Annotated in this window: 15 protein-coding genes, 1 tRNA gene and 1 other RNA gene; 7 read left to right on the top strand and 10 right to left on the bottom strand. The window is 66.1% G+C overall.

The features are described 5' to 3' along the window. Positions 1-27 precede the first annotated feature (27 nt). From PLC66_RS15220 to PLC66_RS15195, 6 genes are all read right to left on the bottom strand, one after another. On the bottom strand, positions 28-294 hold the full coding sequence (locus PLC66_RS15220) for an FmdB family zinc ribbon protein (RefSeq protein WP_324541887.1): 267 nt from the start codon (positions 292-294) through the stop codon (positions 28-30). A 142-nt stretch (positions 295-436) separates the two neighbouring features. After that, positions 437-1288: a prepilin peptidase gene (locus PLC66_RS15215; RefSeq protein WP_324541885.1), complete on the bottom strand. Its 852-nt coding sequence runs from the start codon at positions 1286-1288 to the stop codon at positions 437-439. Between the two features lie 3 nt (positions 1289-1291). Then, entirely contained in the window at positions 1292-2521 is a 1230-nt protein-coding gene (locus PLC66_RS15210; protein ID WP_324541883.1) for a type II secretion system F family protein, read from the bottom strand. Between the two features lie 20 nt (positions 2522-2541). After that, positions 2542-4257 carry a type IV-A pilus assembly ATPase PilB gene (gene pilB / locus PLC66_RS15205; RefSeq protein WP_324541881.1) on the bottom strand — a complete coding sequence of 572 codons (1716 nt, stop codon included), beginning with the start codon at positions 4255-4257 and terminating at the stop codon, positions 2542-2544. 88 nt (positions 4258-4345) lie between these two features. After that, positions 4346-5626, bottom strand: a complete 1281-nt coding sequence (locus PLC66_RS15200) for an HlyC/CorC family transporter (RefSeq protein WP_324541879.1) — start codon at positions 5624-5626, stop codon at positions 4346-4348. 73 nt (positions 5627-5699) lie between these two features. Continuing rightward, the gene (locus PLC66_RS15195; RefSeq protein ID WP_324541877.1) at positions 5700-6533 is read right to left on the bottom strand and encodes a cytochrome C assembly family protein; all 834 of its coding nucleotides are present in this window, start codon (positions 6531-6533) and stop codon (positions 5700-5702) included. A gap of 48 nt (positions 6534-6581) precedes the next feature. Here PLC66_RS15195 and ffh point away from each other — a divergent pair, with 48 nt between their 5' ends. Genes ffh through gloA form a run of 5 tightly spaced genes read left to right on the top strand, consistent with a single transcriptional unit; the run spans position 6582 to position 10691 of the window. Next, positions 6582-7952 (top strand): signal recognition particle protein, encoded by a 1371-nt coding sequence (ffh, locus tag PLC66_RS15190; protein WP_324541875.1) that lies wholly within the window; start codon positions 6582-6584, stop codon positions 7950-7952. A gap of 16 nt (positions 7953-7968) precedes the next feature. Then, positions 7969-8745, top strand: a complete 777-nt coding sequence (locus tag PLC66_RS15185) for an EI24 domain-containing protein (protein WP_324541873.1) — start codon at positions 7969-7971, stop codon at positions 8743-8745. Beyond that, complete coding sequence (locus PLC66_RS15180; RefSeq protein ID WP_324541871.1) at positions 8742-9491, top strand: competence/damage-inducible protein A; 750 nt, start codon at positions 8742-8744, stop codon at positions 9489-9491. The genes PLC66_RS15185 and PLC66_RS15180 overlap by 4 nt, the downstream gene beginning before the upstream one ends. After that, positions 9491-10273: a M48 family metallopeptidase gene (locus PLC66_RS15175; protein ID WP_324541869.1), complete on the top strand. Its 783-nt coding sequence runs from the start codon at positions 9491-9493 to the stop codon at positions 10271-10273. The genes PLC66_RS15180 and PLC66_RS15175 overlap by 1 nt, the downstream gene beginning before the upstream one ends. 31 nt (positions 10274-10304) lie before the next feature. Next, positions 10305-10691, top strand: coding sequence for a lactoylglutathione lyase (gloA, locus tag PLC66_RS15170; protein ID WP_324541867.1), 387 nt, complete (start codon positions 10305-10307; stop codon positions 10689-10691). A 31-nt stretch (positions 10692-10722) separates the two neighbouring features. Here gloA and PLC66_RS15165 read toward each other — a convergent pair whose 3' ends face one another. Then, positions 10723-11802 (bottom strand): HD domain-containing phosphohydrolase, encoded by a 1080-nt coding sequence (locus PLC66_RS15165; protein WP_324541865.1) that lies wholly within the window; start codon positions 11800-11802, stop codon positions 10723-10725. 89 nt (positions 11803-11891) lie between these two features. Next, entirely contained in the window at positions 11892-13136 is a 1245-nt protein-coding gene (locus tag PLC66_RS15160) for a nitronate monooxygenase (protein ID WP_324541863.1), read from the bottom strand. A 134-nt stretch (positions 13137-13270) separates the two neighbouring features. On the opposite strand from PLC66_RS15160, the gene PLC66_RS15155 reads away from it, so the two are divergent. Next, positions 13271-13849: a peroxidase-related enzyme gene (locus tag PLC66_RS15155; protein WP_324541862.1), complete on the top strand. Its 579-nt coding sequence runs from the start codon at positions 13271-13273 to the stop codon at positions 13847-13849. A 47-nt stretch (positions 13850-13896) separates the two neighbouring features. Further along, positions 13897-14224: a transfer-messenger RNA gene (ssrA, locus tag PLC66_RS15150) on the top strand. Between the two features lie 163 nt (positions 14225-14387). Here ssrA and PLC66_RS15145 read toward each other — a convergent pair. Both PLC66_RS15145 and PLC66_RS15140 read right to left on the bottom strand, forming a co-directional pair. Further along, positions 14388-14466, bottom strand: a tRNA-Ile gene (locus PLC66_RS15145). A 17-nt stretch (positions 14467-14483) separates the two neighbouring features. Then, positions 14484-14851: sigma-70 family RNA polymerase sigma factor (locus tag PLC66_RS15140; protein ID WP_324541861.1), on the bottom strand; the 368-nt coding region annotated here is incomplete at its 5' end.

Genomic DNA, 14851 nt, shown 5'->3' with positions numbered 1-14851 from the left:
GGATCCCGCTGCGCTTGAGCGGATGACTCAGTGACAGGCGCAGCCGCCGCCGGCGCAGGCCGGCGCGGACGCCGTCTCGCTCGACGACGAGGCCGCCGGTGCGCTGCCGCCGCCGCCCTTGAAGTCGGTTGCATACCAGCCCGAGCCCTTGAGCTGGAAGCCGGCGGCGGACAGCAGCTTGGCGTAGCCGGTGCTGCCGCAGGAGGGGCAGCTGGAGAGCGGCTGGTCGCTCATCTTCTGCAGGTGCTCCTTCTGGAAACCACAGCTGGGACAACGGTATTCGTAAATGGGCATGGCACGCTCCCGAAAACAAGTGCGCAAGTCTAACGCAATGCAGCATAAGGAAAAAGCGCGCCCCGAAACATCGGGCGCGCCTGCCAAATGGGGACGGATCGGCGTGGTTTCAAGCCTGCGTCGGGCAGGCATGGTGGCGGGCTCAGAGCAGGCCGAGGTAGTGCGTGGTGAGTGACTCGCCCCAGAACAGGGCAATGACGCCGGCGGCGGCCAGGTAGGGGCCGAAGGGGATGGGCACGTTGCGCCCATGGCGCGCGAAGACGATCAGCGCGATGCCCACCACGGCGCCCACGAGCGAGGACAGCAGGATGGTCAGCGGCAGCACCTGCCAGCCCAGCCAGGCGCCGATGGCGCCGAGCAGCTTGAAGTCGCCATAGCCCATGCCCTCTTTTCCGGTGGCGAGCTTGAACAGCCAGAACACCGCCCACAGCGCCAGGTAGCCGGCCATCGCGCCGATCACGGCGCTCGGCAGCTCGGTGTAGGTGCCCCCCAGGTTGAAGGCGAGGCCGAGCCACAGCAGGGGCAGGGTGATGTCGTCGGGCAGCAGCTGGGTGTCCAGGTCGATGAAGGTGAGCGCCACCATCGCCCAGATGAAGAGCAAGGCGCCCAGCGCAGCCAGGCCGAAGCCGAAGTGCCAGGCGGCATAGCCCGACAGCACGGCGGTGCAGGCCTCGACGATCGGATAGCGCTTGCTGATGCCGGCGCCGCAGTGGCGGCAGCGGCCACGCAGCAACACGTAGCTCACCACCGGGATGTTCTCGAGTGCGCCAATCTGGTGGCCGCAATGCGGGCAGCGCGAACGTGGCGTGGCGAGATTGAAGCGCTCGCCAGCGGGCGCGTCCTCGCCGCGCAGCTCGGCTGCCTGGGCGTGCCAGTCGCGCTCCATCATCTTGGGCAGGCGATGGATCACGACATTGAGGAAACTGCCGACGAACAGGCCGAGCAGGGCAGCGAGCGCGGCGAAGGCGAGCGGGTCCTGCAGCAGGTCCAGCATCGATCAGACAACCGAGCCGAGTTTGAAGATCGGCAGGTACATCGCCACCACCAGGCCACCGATGACCGTGCCGAGGAAGACCATGATGATCGGCTCGAGCAGTTGCGACAGGCCGGCGACCGCATCGTCGACCTCCTGCTCGAAGAAGTCCGCGACCTTGCTCAGCATCGAGTCGAGCTGGCCGGACTCTTCGCCGATCGACACCATCTGCACCACCATGGTGGGGAAAACGTCGGCGTTCTGCATCGCGACGGTGAGGCTGGTGCCGGTGCTGACCTCGCTCTGGATCTGCTGTGTGGCGACCAGATACACATGGTTGCCGGCAGCGCCGCCCACCGAGTCCAGCGCCTCGACCAGCGGCACCCCGGCGGCGAACATCGTCGACAGCGTACGCGTCCAGCGCGCCACCGTGGCCTTGCGGATGATGGGGCCGATCACCGGGAAGCGCAGGATGCCGCGGTCGAGTGCGATCTGCATCGCCGTCGAGCGCTTGTAGCTCCAGGCGATCGCCACGATCGCCGCGATCAGCGCGCCGAAGATGATGTACCAGTAGGCGACGAAGGCGTCGGAGATCGCGATCACGAGCAGAGTGGGCGCCGGCAGGTCGGCGCCGAAGCTGGCGAACACGCTCTTGAACTCGGGGATCACGAACAGCATCATCACCGAGATCACCAGGCCAGCGACCACGACGACGGCTGCCGGGTAGAACAGCGCCGACTTGATCTTGCTCTTGATGGCAAGGATCTTTTCCTTGTAGGTGGCGATGCGGTCGAGCAGGCTGTCGAGGATGCCGGCCTGCTCGCCGGCGGCGACCAGGTTGCAGAACAGCTTGTCGAAGTGCTGCGGATGCTTGGCGAAGGCGTCGGACAGGTTCGAGCCGGTCTCGACGTCATTGCGGATGTCATTGAGCAGGCGCGACAGCGCGGGATTGCCCGAGCCCTTGATGCCGATGTCGAAGGCCTGCAGCAGCGGCACGCCGGATTTCATCATGGTGGCGAGCTGGCGGGTAAACAGCGCGATGTCCTTGTCGCTGATGCGACCGCTGCGCGACATCTTCTGCTTCTTGATCTTGCTGACCTGGATGCCCTGGCGGCGCAGCATGGCCTGCACCATGGTGTCTCCGGTGGCGCGAATCTCGCCACGGATGACCTTGCCGGTCTTGTCCTTGCCTTCCCAGTTGTACAGGTCTTCCTTCGGGCCCGTGGCTCGCACCGCCCGGCTTGCTGTCGCCATGAGATCACACGTCCTATGTCTTATTCGTTGGTCGTCGCCAGCACTTCTTCCAGCGAGGTCATGCCCTGCTTGACCTTCAGCAGGCCGGACTTGCGCAGGTCGTTAACGCCCTCGCGTTCAGCCTGGGCGGCGATGTCCATCGAGTTGCCGCCCGTCATGATGATGTGGGCGATTTCCTCGCTGATCGGCATGACCTGATAGATGCCGACCCGACCCTTGTAGCCGCTGCCCTTGCACCGATCGCAACCGACCGGTCCCATCGGCTGCCAGCTTCCGTCCAGCTCGTCGGCGCTGAAACCGGCCTCGAGCAGCGCTTCGAGCGGGAGGTCGACAGGCCGTTTGCATGAGCATAACCGGCGCGCGAGACGCTGAGCCGTGATGAGGATCACCGACGATGCGATATTGAACGGCGCCACGCCCATATTCTTTAGCCGTTCGAGCGTGGTCGGCGCGTCATTGGTGTGCAGGGTCGACATCACGAGGTGACCGGTCTGGGCCGCCTTGATCGAGATCTCGGCGGTCTCGAGGTCGCGGATCTCGCCCACCATGATGATGTCCGGATCCTGGCGCAGGAAGGCGCGCAGCGCGGTGGAGAAGGTCAGGCCGGCCTTCTCGTTGACGTTGACCTGGTTGATGCCGGGCAGGTTGATTTCGGCCGGGTCCTCGGCGGTGGAGATGTTGACGCCGGGTTTGTTGAGCAGGTTGAGGCAGGTGTAGAGCGACACCGTCTTGCCCGAGCCGGTCGGTCCGGTGACCAGGATCATGCCGTAGGGGCGCTCGACCGCCTCGAGCAGGGCCTTCTTCTGCTCAGGCTCGTAGCCGAGCGCATCGACGCCGAGCATCGCCGAGCTCGGATCGAGGATACGCATCACGATCTTCTCGCCGTGCAGCGTGGGCAGGGTGGACACGCGGAAGTCGATCGCCTTGTTCTTGGACAGCACGATCTTCATGCGCCCGTCCTGGGGGATGCGCTTTTCCGAGATGTCGAGGCGGGAAATGACCTTGATGCGCGCGGCGATCTTTTCCTTCAGCACCAGCGGCGGCTGGGCGATGTCGCGCAGCACGCCGTCGGTGCGCACGCGGATGCGGTAGAACTTCTCGTAAGGCTCGAAATGCACATCCGAGGCGCCCTCGTTGATCGCATCGATGAGCACCTTCTGGATGAACTTGACGACCGGCGCGTCATCGACCTCGCTCGCCTCGTCTTCGTCGCGCTGCTGGGCAGGCACGTCCTGCTGCAGCATGTCCATGTCGAAGGCCTCGCCGGTGAGCTCCTTGAGGGTGTCGGCGGCCGACTCGGACAAGGCGTCAACGGTGCGCTTGAGCTTGTCCGCCTCGACGATGACGAGGTCGAGCTGCATCCCGGTCTGGAAGCGGATCTCGTCGAGGGCGCGAAGGTTCGATGGATCGGCGGTGGCGAGCGTGATGCGGTTCTGGCGCTTGGCCAACGGCACGACCTGGTGCTTCTGCATCAGCTTGCGATCGACCGCCTCGCGGGCGAAGGTGTCGCGGTCCACCGCGGCGATGTCGAGCAGCGGGTAGCCGAAGGTCTCGGCGGCGAAACGCGCCATTGCGGCGCAGCTCATTCGTCCGCGGTTGGCGACCTCGAGCATGAAGGCATTCGTGCCGTCGCCGGCCTGGGCGGAGCAGGCGAGGGCATCCGCTTCCTGCAGATGCCCATGCTGGATCAGCGCCCTGGCGAAGCCGCTCAGGGCCGGTTTGGAGGTTGCCGCCATGCCTTGCTCGTATCCGGAGTGCGGCCGATGTTGCACGCCGCATCCGGCCTTGTAAAGGGTTGCAGGGGCGCGCGCGTGACGCTTTGCCTCATTGCCCGGCGCTGCGTACGAGCGGGCGGAACAGACGTGCGGTGCGCACCATGCGGTCCTGGGTCTGCACGACTTCGATCGGCGTATCGGCAATCTTCATCGATACCCCGGTCTCGGGGATGTCCTGCAGGTATTCGAGGATCAGGCCGTTGAGGGTCTTCGGGCCGTCGGTCGGCAGCGACAGGTCGAGCCGGCGGTTGAGCTCGCGCAGGTTGGCCGAGCCATCGACCAGGACGCTGCCTTCCTCGCTCCAGTGCATGCGGTCGCCGGCGTCGGGGATGCTGGTGGTGAACTTGCCGATCAGCTCCTCGATGATGTCCTCGAGCGTGATCAGGCCCAGGATTTCGCCGTACTCGTCCACCACGAAGGCCAGACGTTGCTGGTTCTCCTGGAAGAACTGGATCTGCGAGTAGAGCGGGGTGTCCGCCGGCACGAAGTACGGGCGTATGAGCAGGTCGCGGATGCGCTCCACCGCAAAGGGCTCGTCGAGGGTGTCGCTCAGCAGGCGGCGCTGGTGCAGGACGCCGATCACGTGTTCGCTGTCGCCGTCGTACACCGCGAGCCGGGTGTGGAAGCTGGTGGCGATCTGGCGCCGAAGCTCGTCGATCGGGTCGGACAGGTCGATGGCCTCGATCGCGCCGCGCGGCGTCATCACGTCCTCGACCGTGATTTTCTCCAGATCGAACAGGTTCACCAGGATGCTGCGGTGCTTGTGCGGGATGTATTGCCCGGAGTCGATCACCATCGCCCGCAGTTCCTCGACCGACAGCGCGCCATTGTCGTCATCCTTGGGTTGCAGGCGAATCAGCCATAGCAGGCCGCGCGAGAACAGGTTGACGAACCAGACCGCGAAGTAGAACGCCCGCAGTAGCCCCGCTAACGGATAGGCGACGATCGGCGCCAGGCGGTCGGCATGTGCTGCGCCGACGACCTTCGGCGTGATCTCGGCGAACACCAGGATGGCGAAGGTGACGAGCAGGGTGGCCACGCCGAGTGCCCAGCGCTCGTCACCGAAGAGTTCCATGGTGATCACGCTCACCAGTGTTGCGGCGGCGGTGTTGACGAGGTTGTTGAAGAGCAGGATCACGCCCAGCAGACGGTCAGTCTTGCCCAGCAGTTCGAGGGCGAGCGTGGCCCCCTTGTGGCCCTGGCCGGCGAGCGAACGCAGCCGGTAGCGGTTCGACGCCATCATCACCGTTTCGGACATCGAGAAGCAGCCCGACAGTACGAGCAGCACGACGAGGGCGACGGCTTGGAGCGTCAGGGTGAGGTCCGACACGAAGGGAGCGGGAAGTCGAGGGCCTTGGAGTATTGGTGCCGGCTAGGACGCTGTCAACACGGCCGGGCCGCGCTCAGCCGGTGCGCTCGAGCACGATCTCGATGACGAAGCGGCTGCCCACGTAGGCCAGCATCAGCGCGACGAAACCCGCCAGCGTCCAGCGCAGGGCAAGGCGGCCGCGCCAGCCCCACAGCCGACGCCCGACCAGCAGGCCGCCGAACAGCAGCCATGAGATGAAGGCAAAGATGGTCTTGTGATCGACCCGCAGGGCCTGGCCGAACAAGGTCTCGGAGAACAGCACCCCGCTCGCCAGGGTGAGCGTGAGCAGTACGAAGGCGATGCTGATCAGGCGGAACAGCAGCGCCTCCATCGTCAGCAGCGGCGGCAGGCCGGACAGCAGGCGGCTGAAGCGCGCATTGTGCAGTTGGCGGGCGGCCACGGCCATCAGCATGGCGTGCAGGGCCGCCAGCGTAAACAGGCTGTAGGCCAGCATGGCGACGACGAAGTGGGCGCGGAAGGCGGGCGAGCCGGCGTTGGCGAGCACGTGCTCGCCGGGGAAGACCAGCGGCACGAGGCTCGCGACGATGCCCGCCGGCATCACCACCGCATGGAGGCCGTCGAGCCGGGTATAGAGCGTCTCGACCCAGTAGAAGCAGATCGCCAGCCAGACCATCAAGGACAGCGCGACGCCGAAGCCGAAGCGCATCTCGGTGCCCGGAAAGATCGCCACGTGAAGGGCAAGGCCGTGGGCCAGCAGCGCAATCAGCAAGGCCACGCGTTCGCGTGCCGTCATGCATTCGCGACGGATTGCCAGCCCCGCATCGCCGCGCATGCAACTGCGCCAGAACAGCAGGCCGACCCCGGCATAGAGCGAGGCGGGAAGCAGATGAAGTAGAATTGTGCGCATACGTAGCTGCAGTTTACTCCAAGTCACGCGCCCAAGGCCCTCGCGAACATGCTCGACAATCTGACTCAACGTCTTTCCAAAGTCGTCAAGACCCTTCGCGGTCAGGCGCGTCTGACGGACGAAAACATCCAGGAGGCGATGCGCGAGGTGCGCATGGCGCTGCTCGAGGCCGACGTCGCCCTGCCGGTGGTCAAGGACTTCGTTGCCCGCGTCAAGGAAAAGGCGGTCGGCCAGGAGGTCATCGCCTCGCTCACGCCAGGCCAGGCTCTGGTCGGCGTGGTGCATGACGAACTCAAGGCGCTGATGGGCGGCGCCCACGAGGGCCTGGACCTGTCCACGCAGCCACCGGCGGTGGTGCTGATGGCCGGCCTGCAGGGCGCGGGCAAGACCACCACCACCGGCAAGCTCGCCAAGCTGTTGCACGAGCAGCAGAAGAAGAAGGTGCTGGTGGTGTCGGCCGACGTCTATCGCCCGGCGGCGATCGAGCAGTTGAAGACGGTGGCCGCGCAGGCCGGCGTCGGCTTCTTCCCCTCGTCGGCGGAGCAGAAGCCGGTCGCGATCGCGCTCGCTGCGCTCGACTACGCGCGCAAGCACCACATCGACGTGCTGCTGGTCGACACGGCCGGCCGTCTCGCGGTGGACGAGGCCATGATGGCCGAGATCAAGGAACTGCACGCCGCGGTCAAGCCGATCGAGACCCTGTTCGTGGTCGATGCCATGCTGGGTCAGGACGCGGTCAATACCGCGCGCGCCTTCAACGAGGCGCTGCCGCTCACCGGCGTGGTGCTGACCAAGCTCGACGGCGATTCGCGCGGCGGCGCGGCGCTGTCGGTGCGCCATGTCACCGGCAAGCCGCTCAAGTTCGCCGGTATCGGCGAGAAGCTCTCCGGGCTGGAGCCCTTCCACCCTGACCGCATGGCCAGCCGCATCCTCGGCATGGGCGACATCCTTGGCCTGGTCGAGGAGGCGCGCCGCGGCGTGGACGAGGAGAAGGCCAAGGCCTTCGCGCAGAAGCTCAAGACCGGCAAGGGTTTCGATCTCAACGACTTCAAGGAGCAGATTGCCCAGATGCGCAAGATGGGCGGCCTGGCCTCGATGATGGACAAGCTGCCGGCCCAGTTCGCGCAGGCGGCCGGCAAGCTGCAGGGGGGCACCGAGGAAAAGGCGATCGGTCGCATCGAGGGCATCATCAATTCCATGACCCCGCTCGAGCGCGCCAAGCCCGAACTCCTCAAGGCCAGCCGCAAGCGCCGCATCGCGGCCGGGGCCGGGGTGACGGTGCAGGAGGTCAATCGTCTGCTCAACCAGTTCGAGCAGACGCAGAAGGTCATGAAGCAGTTCTCCAAGGGCGGCATGAGCAAGATGATGCGCGCGATGAAGGGCATGATGCCCGGTGGCCTGCCGGGCATGCCGCGCTGAACCCGGGAGGCGCCCAATGAAGGACATCCTCGTCGCCGTCGGGCGCGCCAGCCGCAGCCTGTTGCGCCGCGACATCTTCTGGCACCTGCTGTGGCCTGGCCTGGCGGCCATGGTGGTGTGGACCGTGATCGCGGTGATGGCGTGGACGCCGGTCACCGAGGGCTTGTTCGCCTGGGTCGCGGGCTGGTCTTTCGTCGGCACCTGGCTGTCGGCCTCCGAGGCGGCCGCGGCGGTGATGCTGGTGCTGATCAAGATCGCCGTCGCGCTGCTGGTGGTGCCGCTGATCTACGTCACGGCGGCGCTGCTGGTCGCGACCATTGCCCTGCCCCTGATGCTGGAGCGCATCGGCCGCACCGATTACGCCGACATCGAGCAGCGCCGCGGCGGCTCCAACGTGGGCAGTGCATGGAACTCCATCGTCGCCGGCGGGCTCTTCCTGCTCGCGCTGCTGGTGTCGCTGCCCTTCTGGCTGATCCCCGGCGTCGGCCTGCTGGCGTCGGTGGTGCTCACCGGCTGGCTCAACCAGCGTGCCTTCGGCTATGACGCATTGATGCTGCACGCCGACCGCGACGAGCTGGCACGTCTGCGCAACGACTGGCGGCCACAGATGTTGCTGCTGGGCGGAGGCTGCTCGCTGCTCGCCTACGTGCCTTTCGTCAACCTGCTGGCGCCCGCCTTCGCCGGCCTCGCCTTCGTCCATTACATGCTCGAGACCCTGCGCCGGCACCGGCTGCAGCACGGCGTGACCGTGCTCGATGCCGACGGCGCATCGTCCCCGCGGAAGCTGCCATGAACTTCGGTGCCCTCATCATCGGCGACGAGATCCTGTCGGGTCGTCGCAGCGACAAGCATCTGGCCAGGCTCATCGAGCTGCTTGGCGCGCGCGGACTCAAGCTGTCGTGGGCGCGCTATGTCGGCGACGATTTCCAGTGCCTCACCGACACCTTGCGCCAGACCTTCGCCACTGGCGACGTGGTATTCAGCTTCGGCGGCATCGGCGCCACGCCGGACGATCGCACGCGCCAGGCCGCCGCTGCCGCGCTCGGCCTCGAGCTGGCCCTGCATCCGCAGGCCGAGGCCGAGATCCGCGCCCGCTTCGGCGCCGAGATCACGCCCGAGCGCCTGCAGATGGGGGTGTACCCGGTGGGCAGCGACATCGTGCCGAACAGCTTCAACCGCATCCCCGGCTTCTCGATCCGCCAGCACTACTTCACCCCCGGCTTTCCCATCATGGCTTGGCCGATGGTGGAATGGGTGCTCGATACCCACTTCGCCCACCTGCACCATGCCGAGGACTATGTGGAGCAGGCCGTCACCATCTGGGACGTCTACGAGGGGCAGCTCATCGCGCTGATGCGCCAGGTCACGGACGAGTTTCCCGATACCACCTTGTTCAGCCTGCCGACGATCGCGAGCGAGGGCCAGCGCCGGTCGCTCGAGCTGGGCATGAAGGGCAAGGCCGCGCGTGTCGCCGAGGCCATGGCCTGCATCAGGGCCGACCTCGCTGCGCGTGGGCTGGAGTGGGAAGACAAGGCCTGATGCCCCGCGTGCAGGCCTTGCGCGGCAAGGCGCAGGAGCAGGCCCACACCGTCGTCATCGACGGCACGGCGGTCGAACTCGTGCTGCGGCGCTCGGCGCGGCGCTCGTTCGCGCTGCAGGTGGATCACCGCGGCGCGCGGGTGGCGGTGCCGCTGCGCACCCCGCTCGGCGAGGTCGAGCGGTTTGTGCACAGCCACGGTCGCTGGCTGCTCGATCGCCTGCAGGCCCGCGCCGCGGCGCCCGCGGTGCCGGTGCTGAAGGCGGCGGAGGGTGCGGCCGTGCCCTTGTTAGGTCGGCCGCTCACCCTGCGCCTGCATCCCGGGCGCAGCACGCGCTGGCGCACAGGCGCCGACGGCGGCGAGGAACTCCAGTTGCCGACCGCCGTCGATCCGCTGCGCGCCCTGTTGCGCGCCTTGCAGGCACGGGCGCTGGCCTGGTTCCAGGGCCGGGTCGAGGAGTATTGCCATCGGCTCGGCCTTGAGCCGCCGCCGCTGCGCCTGTCGAGCGCACGCACGCGCTGGGGCAGTTGCAGCAGCCGATCGGGCATCCGCCTGCATTGGCGACTGATCCACCTGCCGCCTGCGCTGATCGACTACGTGGTGGCGCACGAGGTGGCGCATCTGCTGGAAATGAATCACTCGCCGCGCTTCTGGGCGGTGGTGGAGCGCCTGTACCCGGACTGGCGTGCCGCACGCGGCGCGCTGCGCAAGGCGGCCGCGACCCTGCCCGTCATTGCGTCGGCACCGTCGGCCGATAGCGGCCGCTTCGGCGCAGAAGACTGAACCACGCAACAACGAACGAGGATCCACACCCATGAGAATGCTCCACACCATGCTGCGCGTCGGCGATCTCGACCGCTCCCTGGCCTTCTACACCGAGGTGCTCGGCATGCGCCTGCTGCGCAAGCACGACTACCCGGACGGCAAGTTCACGCTCGCCTTCGTCGGCTATCAGGACGAGAGCGAGGGCGCAGTGCTCGAGCTCACCCACAACTGGGGGGTGGACAGCTATGAGCTGGGCACGGCCTACGGCCACATCGCGCTCGAGGTCGAGGATGCGGCGAAGGCCTGCGAGGACATCCGCGCGCGTGGCGGCAAGGTGGTGCGCGAAGCGGGGCCGATGAAGCACGGCAAGACCGTGATCGCCTTCATCGAAGACCCGGACGGCTACAAGGTCGAACTGATCGAACGCCGCCGCTGATGCGACGACGGCGAGGCTCGCCGCACGGGCCTCAGCTGCCGTGCAGCGTTTCGTAGGCGTCGCGAAAGCGCGTGCGCACGCCCAGTACCTCATCCCACGCCAGCAGGAAGGCGTCCACGCAGTCGGGGTCGAAGTGGCTGCCGCGGCCTTCCCGCAGCAGGGCGATGGCCCGTGCGAGCGGCCAGGCCGGTTTGTAGGGGCGTGCCGAGGTGAGGGCGTCGAAGACATCGGCCACCGCCACGATTCGGCCCTCGATCGGAATGGCCTGGCCGGCCAGGCCATGCGGATAGCCGTTGCCGTCGAACTTCTCGTGGTGGGTGAGGGCGATCGTCGCGCCCAGGCGCAGGATGCTCGAGGACGAGTCCTTGAGGATGTCGTAGCCAATCTGGGGATGGCGCTTCATCACCTCGAACTCGTCCGTGCTCAGCCGGCCCGGCTTGAGCAGGATCGTGTCCGGGATGCCAAGCTTGCCCACATCGTGCATCGGCGCGGCCATCAGCAGGGCATCGGCGAAGTCCTCGTCGTGGCCAAGGCGGCGGGCGATCAATGCCGAGTAATGCGACATGCGCTGGATGTGGGCGCCGGTCTCCGGGTCGCGGAACTCGGCGGCACGTGACAGGCGGGTGATGGTCTCGCGCTCGCGATCGACGATCTCGGCGGTGGCCTTGCGCACTTCCACCGCGAGCGTCTCGGCGCGCTGCCGGGTCGCCAGGTGCGCCTCGCGCAGCTTGAGCATGTTGCGCACACGGGACTCGAACTCGTGCGCATCGATCGGCTTGGTCAGAAAGTCGTTGGCGCCGCATTCGAGCGCCTCATAGCGCACGCTGCGCTCGTGACTGGCCGTCACCATCAGGATCGGCAGGTCGTCGCGGTGCCGGCTTGCACGCATTCGGCGGATGAATTCCAGCCCGTCCATCCCCGGCATCATGTAGTCGACGATGATGAGGTCGGGCTCGTGCTCGAGACACCATGCCAGCGCTTCGACCGGACCTTCGAAGCCTTGTGCGCGTGCCATCGGAAGGCGGTCGACGAGCTTGCCCATCAACACCAGGTTGAGGGGAGTGTCATCGACGACGACCACGTTCATCGGCGAACAAGGGGGCCTTTCCATGGCGGAAGTATCGCCGCTCCCCGGCCGCAGGCTCAGGAATTAGTTGGCATGGAGAGGAAAACGGGCACGGCTCACCGTGCTCCCTGATGTCATTCGGGCAGTGCCACCTGGTTGTCGGTACTGAACTGGTAGTCGTGGAACACATGCTCGGCGCTGAGGATCCGGTAGTCGCCGTTCTCTTCGCGCCGCGAGGTGTCCTTCAGGCGGTAGGTGTAGTGGCCGCAGGTCCAGCAGTCGAAGTTGCGCATGTGGGTGCACAGGCAGGTCTTGTCGAACACCTTGATCTTCTTGGCGTCCGGATGCGCCGCGACCTCGCGGTTATAGGCCTCGATGTACTGGCAGTTGCCGGTCGAGTCGAGCAGGTAGCCGTAGGCCTCGCAGTTCGGGCGGATGCCGCTGCCGATCGCCGGGCTGCTCTTGAGCATGCGCATCGGATAGCCGGTGGGCGAGATCTGGTTGACCTCGATCTCGTCTTCCTTGGCCTTGAAGTAGTCCTGCTTGACCTCGTCGGGCAGGCCGCATTCCCTGGTCACGGTGAAGCGGGTGGCGACCTGCACCGCGCCCGCCCCGGCCTCGAGGAAGTTCACCGCGTCGGTGCCGGTGAAGATGCCGCCGGCAGGGATCAGCGGGATGTCGAGCTGCTGCGCGCGCATCCAGTCGCGGATCTCGGCGACGATGGTGGCGAGATCGTACTGCGCCCAGTCCATGCCGAAGCCGAGGTGGCCGCCGGCAAGCGGACCCTCGACCACGACGTAGTCGGGCATGCGGCCGGTGCGCGCGCTCTTCTTCAGGAAGAGCTGCAGCGCGCGCAGCGAGCTGACGATGATGCCAAGCTGGACGTCGCGAAAGCGCGGGTGGTCCTCGATCAGCGCGAACGAACCCAGATGCAGGCCGGCTGCCAGCGTGATGCCGTCGATGCCATGGTCCATCGCCGTCCGCAGCCGCACCCGAAGGGTGTCCTTCGGCGCGTTCATGGTCAGCTTCTCCATGCAGTTGATGAAGACCATGCCAGGACCGCGCTTGCGCTCCATCGTCCGGCCGACGTGGGTCGCGGTCGCCTCGGCAATCAGGCCGAGGTCGAACTGCACGACGGACTTGTCGGCATTGGCGACGTTGAACTTGTACTGCTGCAGCTTGTTCTTGACGTACTTGGTGTTGTAACGCCGGTCGGATACGGTCGGCAGCATCGCGTCCGAGATGTGACCCACGCCGCCCAGGCGAGCCGCTTCGAGGGCAAGATCAGCGGTGGAGATATCCACGCCCATGCCGCCGACCATGATCGGTACCAGTTCATGAGAGCCCAGTCGCAGGCGAAAGTCATCTACGCGCTTCATCGAATCGTGTCCGTTTTTCGGAAGGCAGACATTATCACCCGTCCGGGGCTTTCGGCCCAGTGCCGCATTCAATGGCTTCGCTGTCGGTTACCATCGGCTGCCTGAACAATAGCATCTGCGATGGAGACACCTGCATGACCGACAAGATCAGCCGCTTCCCTGTCCCCGAACTCGACGCCCTGCCCGAGGATGTGCGCGAGCGCATCCTGGCCGTGCAGGAGAGGGCGGGCTTCGTCCCCAACGTGTTCCTGATGCTGGCGCACCGCCCGGCCGAGTTCCGCGCCTTCTTCGATTACCACGATGCGCTGATGGAAAAGGACGTCGGCCTCAGCAAGGCCGAGCGCGAGATGATCGTCGTCGCCACGTCCGCCGCCGGGCAGTGCCTGTACTGCGTGATCGCGCATGGCGCAGTCCTGCGCATCAGGGCGAAGAACCCGCGTATCGCCGACCAGCTTGCCACCAACCATCGCAAGGCCGAGATCACCCCGCGCCAGCGCGCGATGCTGGATTTTGCGCTGAAGCTGTCGACCCGCGGCAGCGAGGTCGAGGATGCCGACATCGAGGCCTTGCGCGTGCATGGTTTCGATGACGACGCGATCTGGGACATCGGCGCGATCGTGGGCTTCTTCGCGATGAGCAACCGCCTGGTGCATCTAGCCGGCACGCCGCCCAACGAGCCCTTCTACCTGATGGGGCGCGTGCCCAAGGGTTGATGTGTGTCCCGAGCGGCGCATTTGCTTACAAAGCGGGGCCACGCCGGTGCCTGATAGGCATTGAATGCCTGAGCCGAGCTGCGTATGATCGCGGGCATGGTTGTAATCCCGGCAATCTGGAGGCGTTCTGGACAGGGGTTCGATTCCCCTCACCTCCACCCAAGGGCATTCGGGAGTGCGTTTGGGTGGGGGTGTACTGGTTTCGACAGGGCGGGCAAAGGTGAGCAGGCAACCCGAGAGGCGACGGACGTAATCCGCGCAAATCCATAAACGCCAACGATGAGCGTTTCGCACTGGCCGCTTAAGGCCTATGCCGAGGCTGCTTGAGCCTTGTTACCAAAGAAAAGCCGGTGGGGACTTCGGTCCCCATCGTCACGTCTACGGCGCGCTTTCTTGCGCTGGCTCGGGCCGATAGACGCCCTGGACATGAGGCGCTGTCTTGTCGAACAGACGCGAGGCCATCCACCATTTCGCCCTGCCGGGTGTGCTGAAAGCAAAACGCCAGCCCCGAAGGACTGGCGTAAGTGCTTGATGCAGTTGGTGGGCCCCCTGGGAGTCGAACCCAGCACCAACGGATTATGAGTCCGCTGCTCTAACCAAGCATGAGCTAGAGGCCCGGTGTGCTTCGGGGCCGTTACGCGTCGCTGTCGAGGAAGCTGCGCAGCTTCTCGGAGCGGCTCGGGTGGCGCAGCTTGCGCAGGGCCTTGGCTTCGATCTGGCGGATGCGCTCACGGGTGACGTCGAACTGCTTGCCGACCTCTTCCAGCGTGTGGTCGGTGTTCATCTCGATGCCAAAGCGCATGCGCAGCACCTTCGCTTCGCGCTGGGTCAGCGAGTCGAGCACTTCGCCGGTGGCGTCGCGCAGGCCGGAGTACATCGCCGCTTCGGCCGGGGCCAGGGTGGCGGTGTCCTCGATGAAGTCGCCCAGATGGGAGTCGTCGTCGTCGCCGATCGGCGTCTCCATGGAGATCGGCTCCTTGGAGATCTTCATGATCTTGCGGA

The sequence above is a fragment of the Thauera sp. genome (assembly GCF_035444905.1).
Taxonomy (GTDB): domain Bacteria; phylum Pseudomonadota; class Gammaproteobacteria; order Burkholderiales; family Rhodocyclaceae; genus Thauera.
This window is presented reverse-complemented; position numbering and strand designations above follow the sequence as displayed.

What these genes read in the sequence shown, in the direction of transcription:
- PLC66_RS15220 (WP_324541887.1), bottom strand. Translation starts at nt 294, where the DNA reads ATGCCCATTTACGAATACCGTTGTCCCAGCTGTGGTTTCCAGAAGGAG.
- PLC66_RS15215 (WP_324541885.1), bottom strand. Translation starts at nt 1,288, where the DNA reads ATGCTGGACCTGCTGCAGGACCCGCTCGCCTTCGCCGCGCTCGCTGCC.
- PLC66_RS15210 (WP_324541883.1), bottom strand. Translation starts at nt 2,521, where the DNA reads ATGGCGACAGCAAGCCGGGCGGTGCGAGCCACGGGCCCGAAGGAAGAC.
- pilB (WP_324541881.1), bottom strand. Translation starts at nt 4,257, where the DNA reads ATGGCGGCAACCTCCAAACCGGCCCTGAGCGGCTTCGCCAGGGCGCTG.
- PLC66_RS15195 (WP_324541877.1), bottom strand. Translation starts at nt 6,533, where the DNA reads ATGCGCACAATTCTACTTCATCTGCTTCCCGCCTCGCTCTATGCCGGG.
- ffh (WP_324541875.1), top strand. Translation starts at nt 6,582, where the DNA reads ATGCTCGACAATCTGACTCAACGTCTTTCCAAAGTCGTCAAGACCCTT.
- PLC66_RS15185 (WP_324541873.1), top strand. Translation starts at nt 7,969, where the DNA reads ATGAAGGACATCCTCGTCGCCGTCGGGCGCGCCAGCCGCAGCCTGTTG.
- PLC66_RS15180 (WP_324541871.1), top strand. Translation starts at nt 8,742, where the DNA reads ATGAACTTCGGTGCCCTCATCATCGGCGACGAGATCCTGTCGGGTCGT.
- PLC66_RS15175 (WP_324541869.1), top strand. Translation starts at nt 9,491, where the DNA reads ATGCCCCGCGTGCAGGCCTTGCGCGGCAAGGCGCAGGAGCAGGCCCAC.
- gloA (WP_324541867.1), top strand. Translation starts at nt 10,305, where the DNA reads ATGAGAATGCTCCACACCATGCTGCGCGTCGGCGATCTCGACCGCTCC.
- PLC66_RS15165 (WP_324541865.1), bottom strand. Translation starts at nt 11,802, where the DNA reads ATGGAAAGGCCCCCTTGTTCGCCGATGAACGTGGTCGTCGTCGATGAC.
- PLC66_RS15160 (WP_324541863.1), bottom strand. Translation starts at nt 13,136, where the DNA reads ATGAAGCGCGTAGATGACTTTCGCCTGCGACTGGGCTCTCATGAACTG.
- PLC66_RS15155 (WP_324541862.1), top strand. Translation starts at nt 13,271, where the DNA reads ATGACCGACAAGATCAGCCGCTTCCCTGTCCCCGAACTCGACGCCCTG.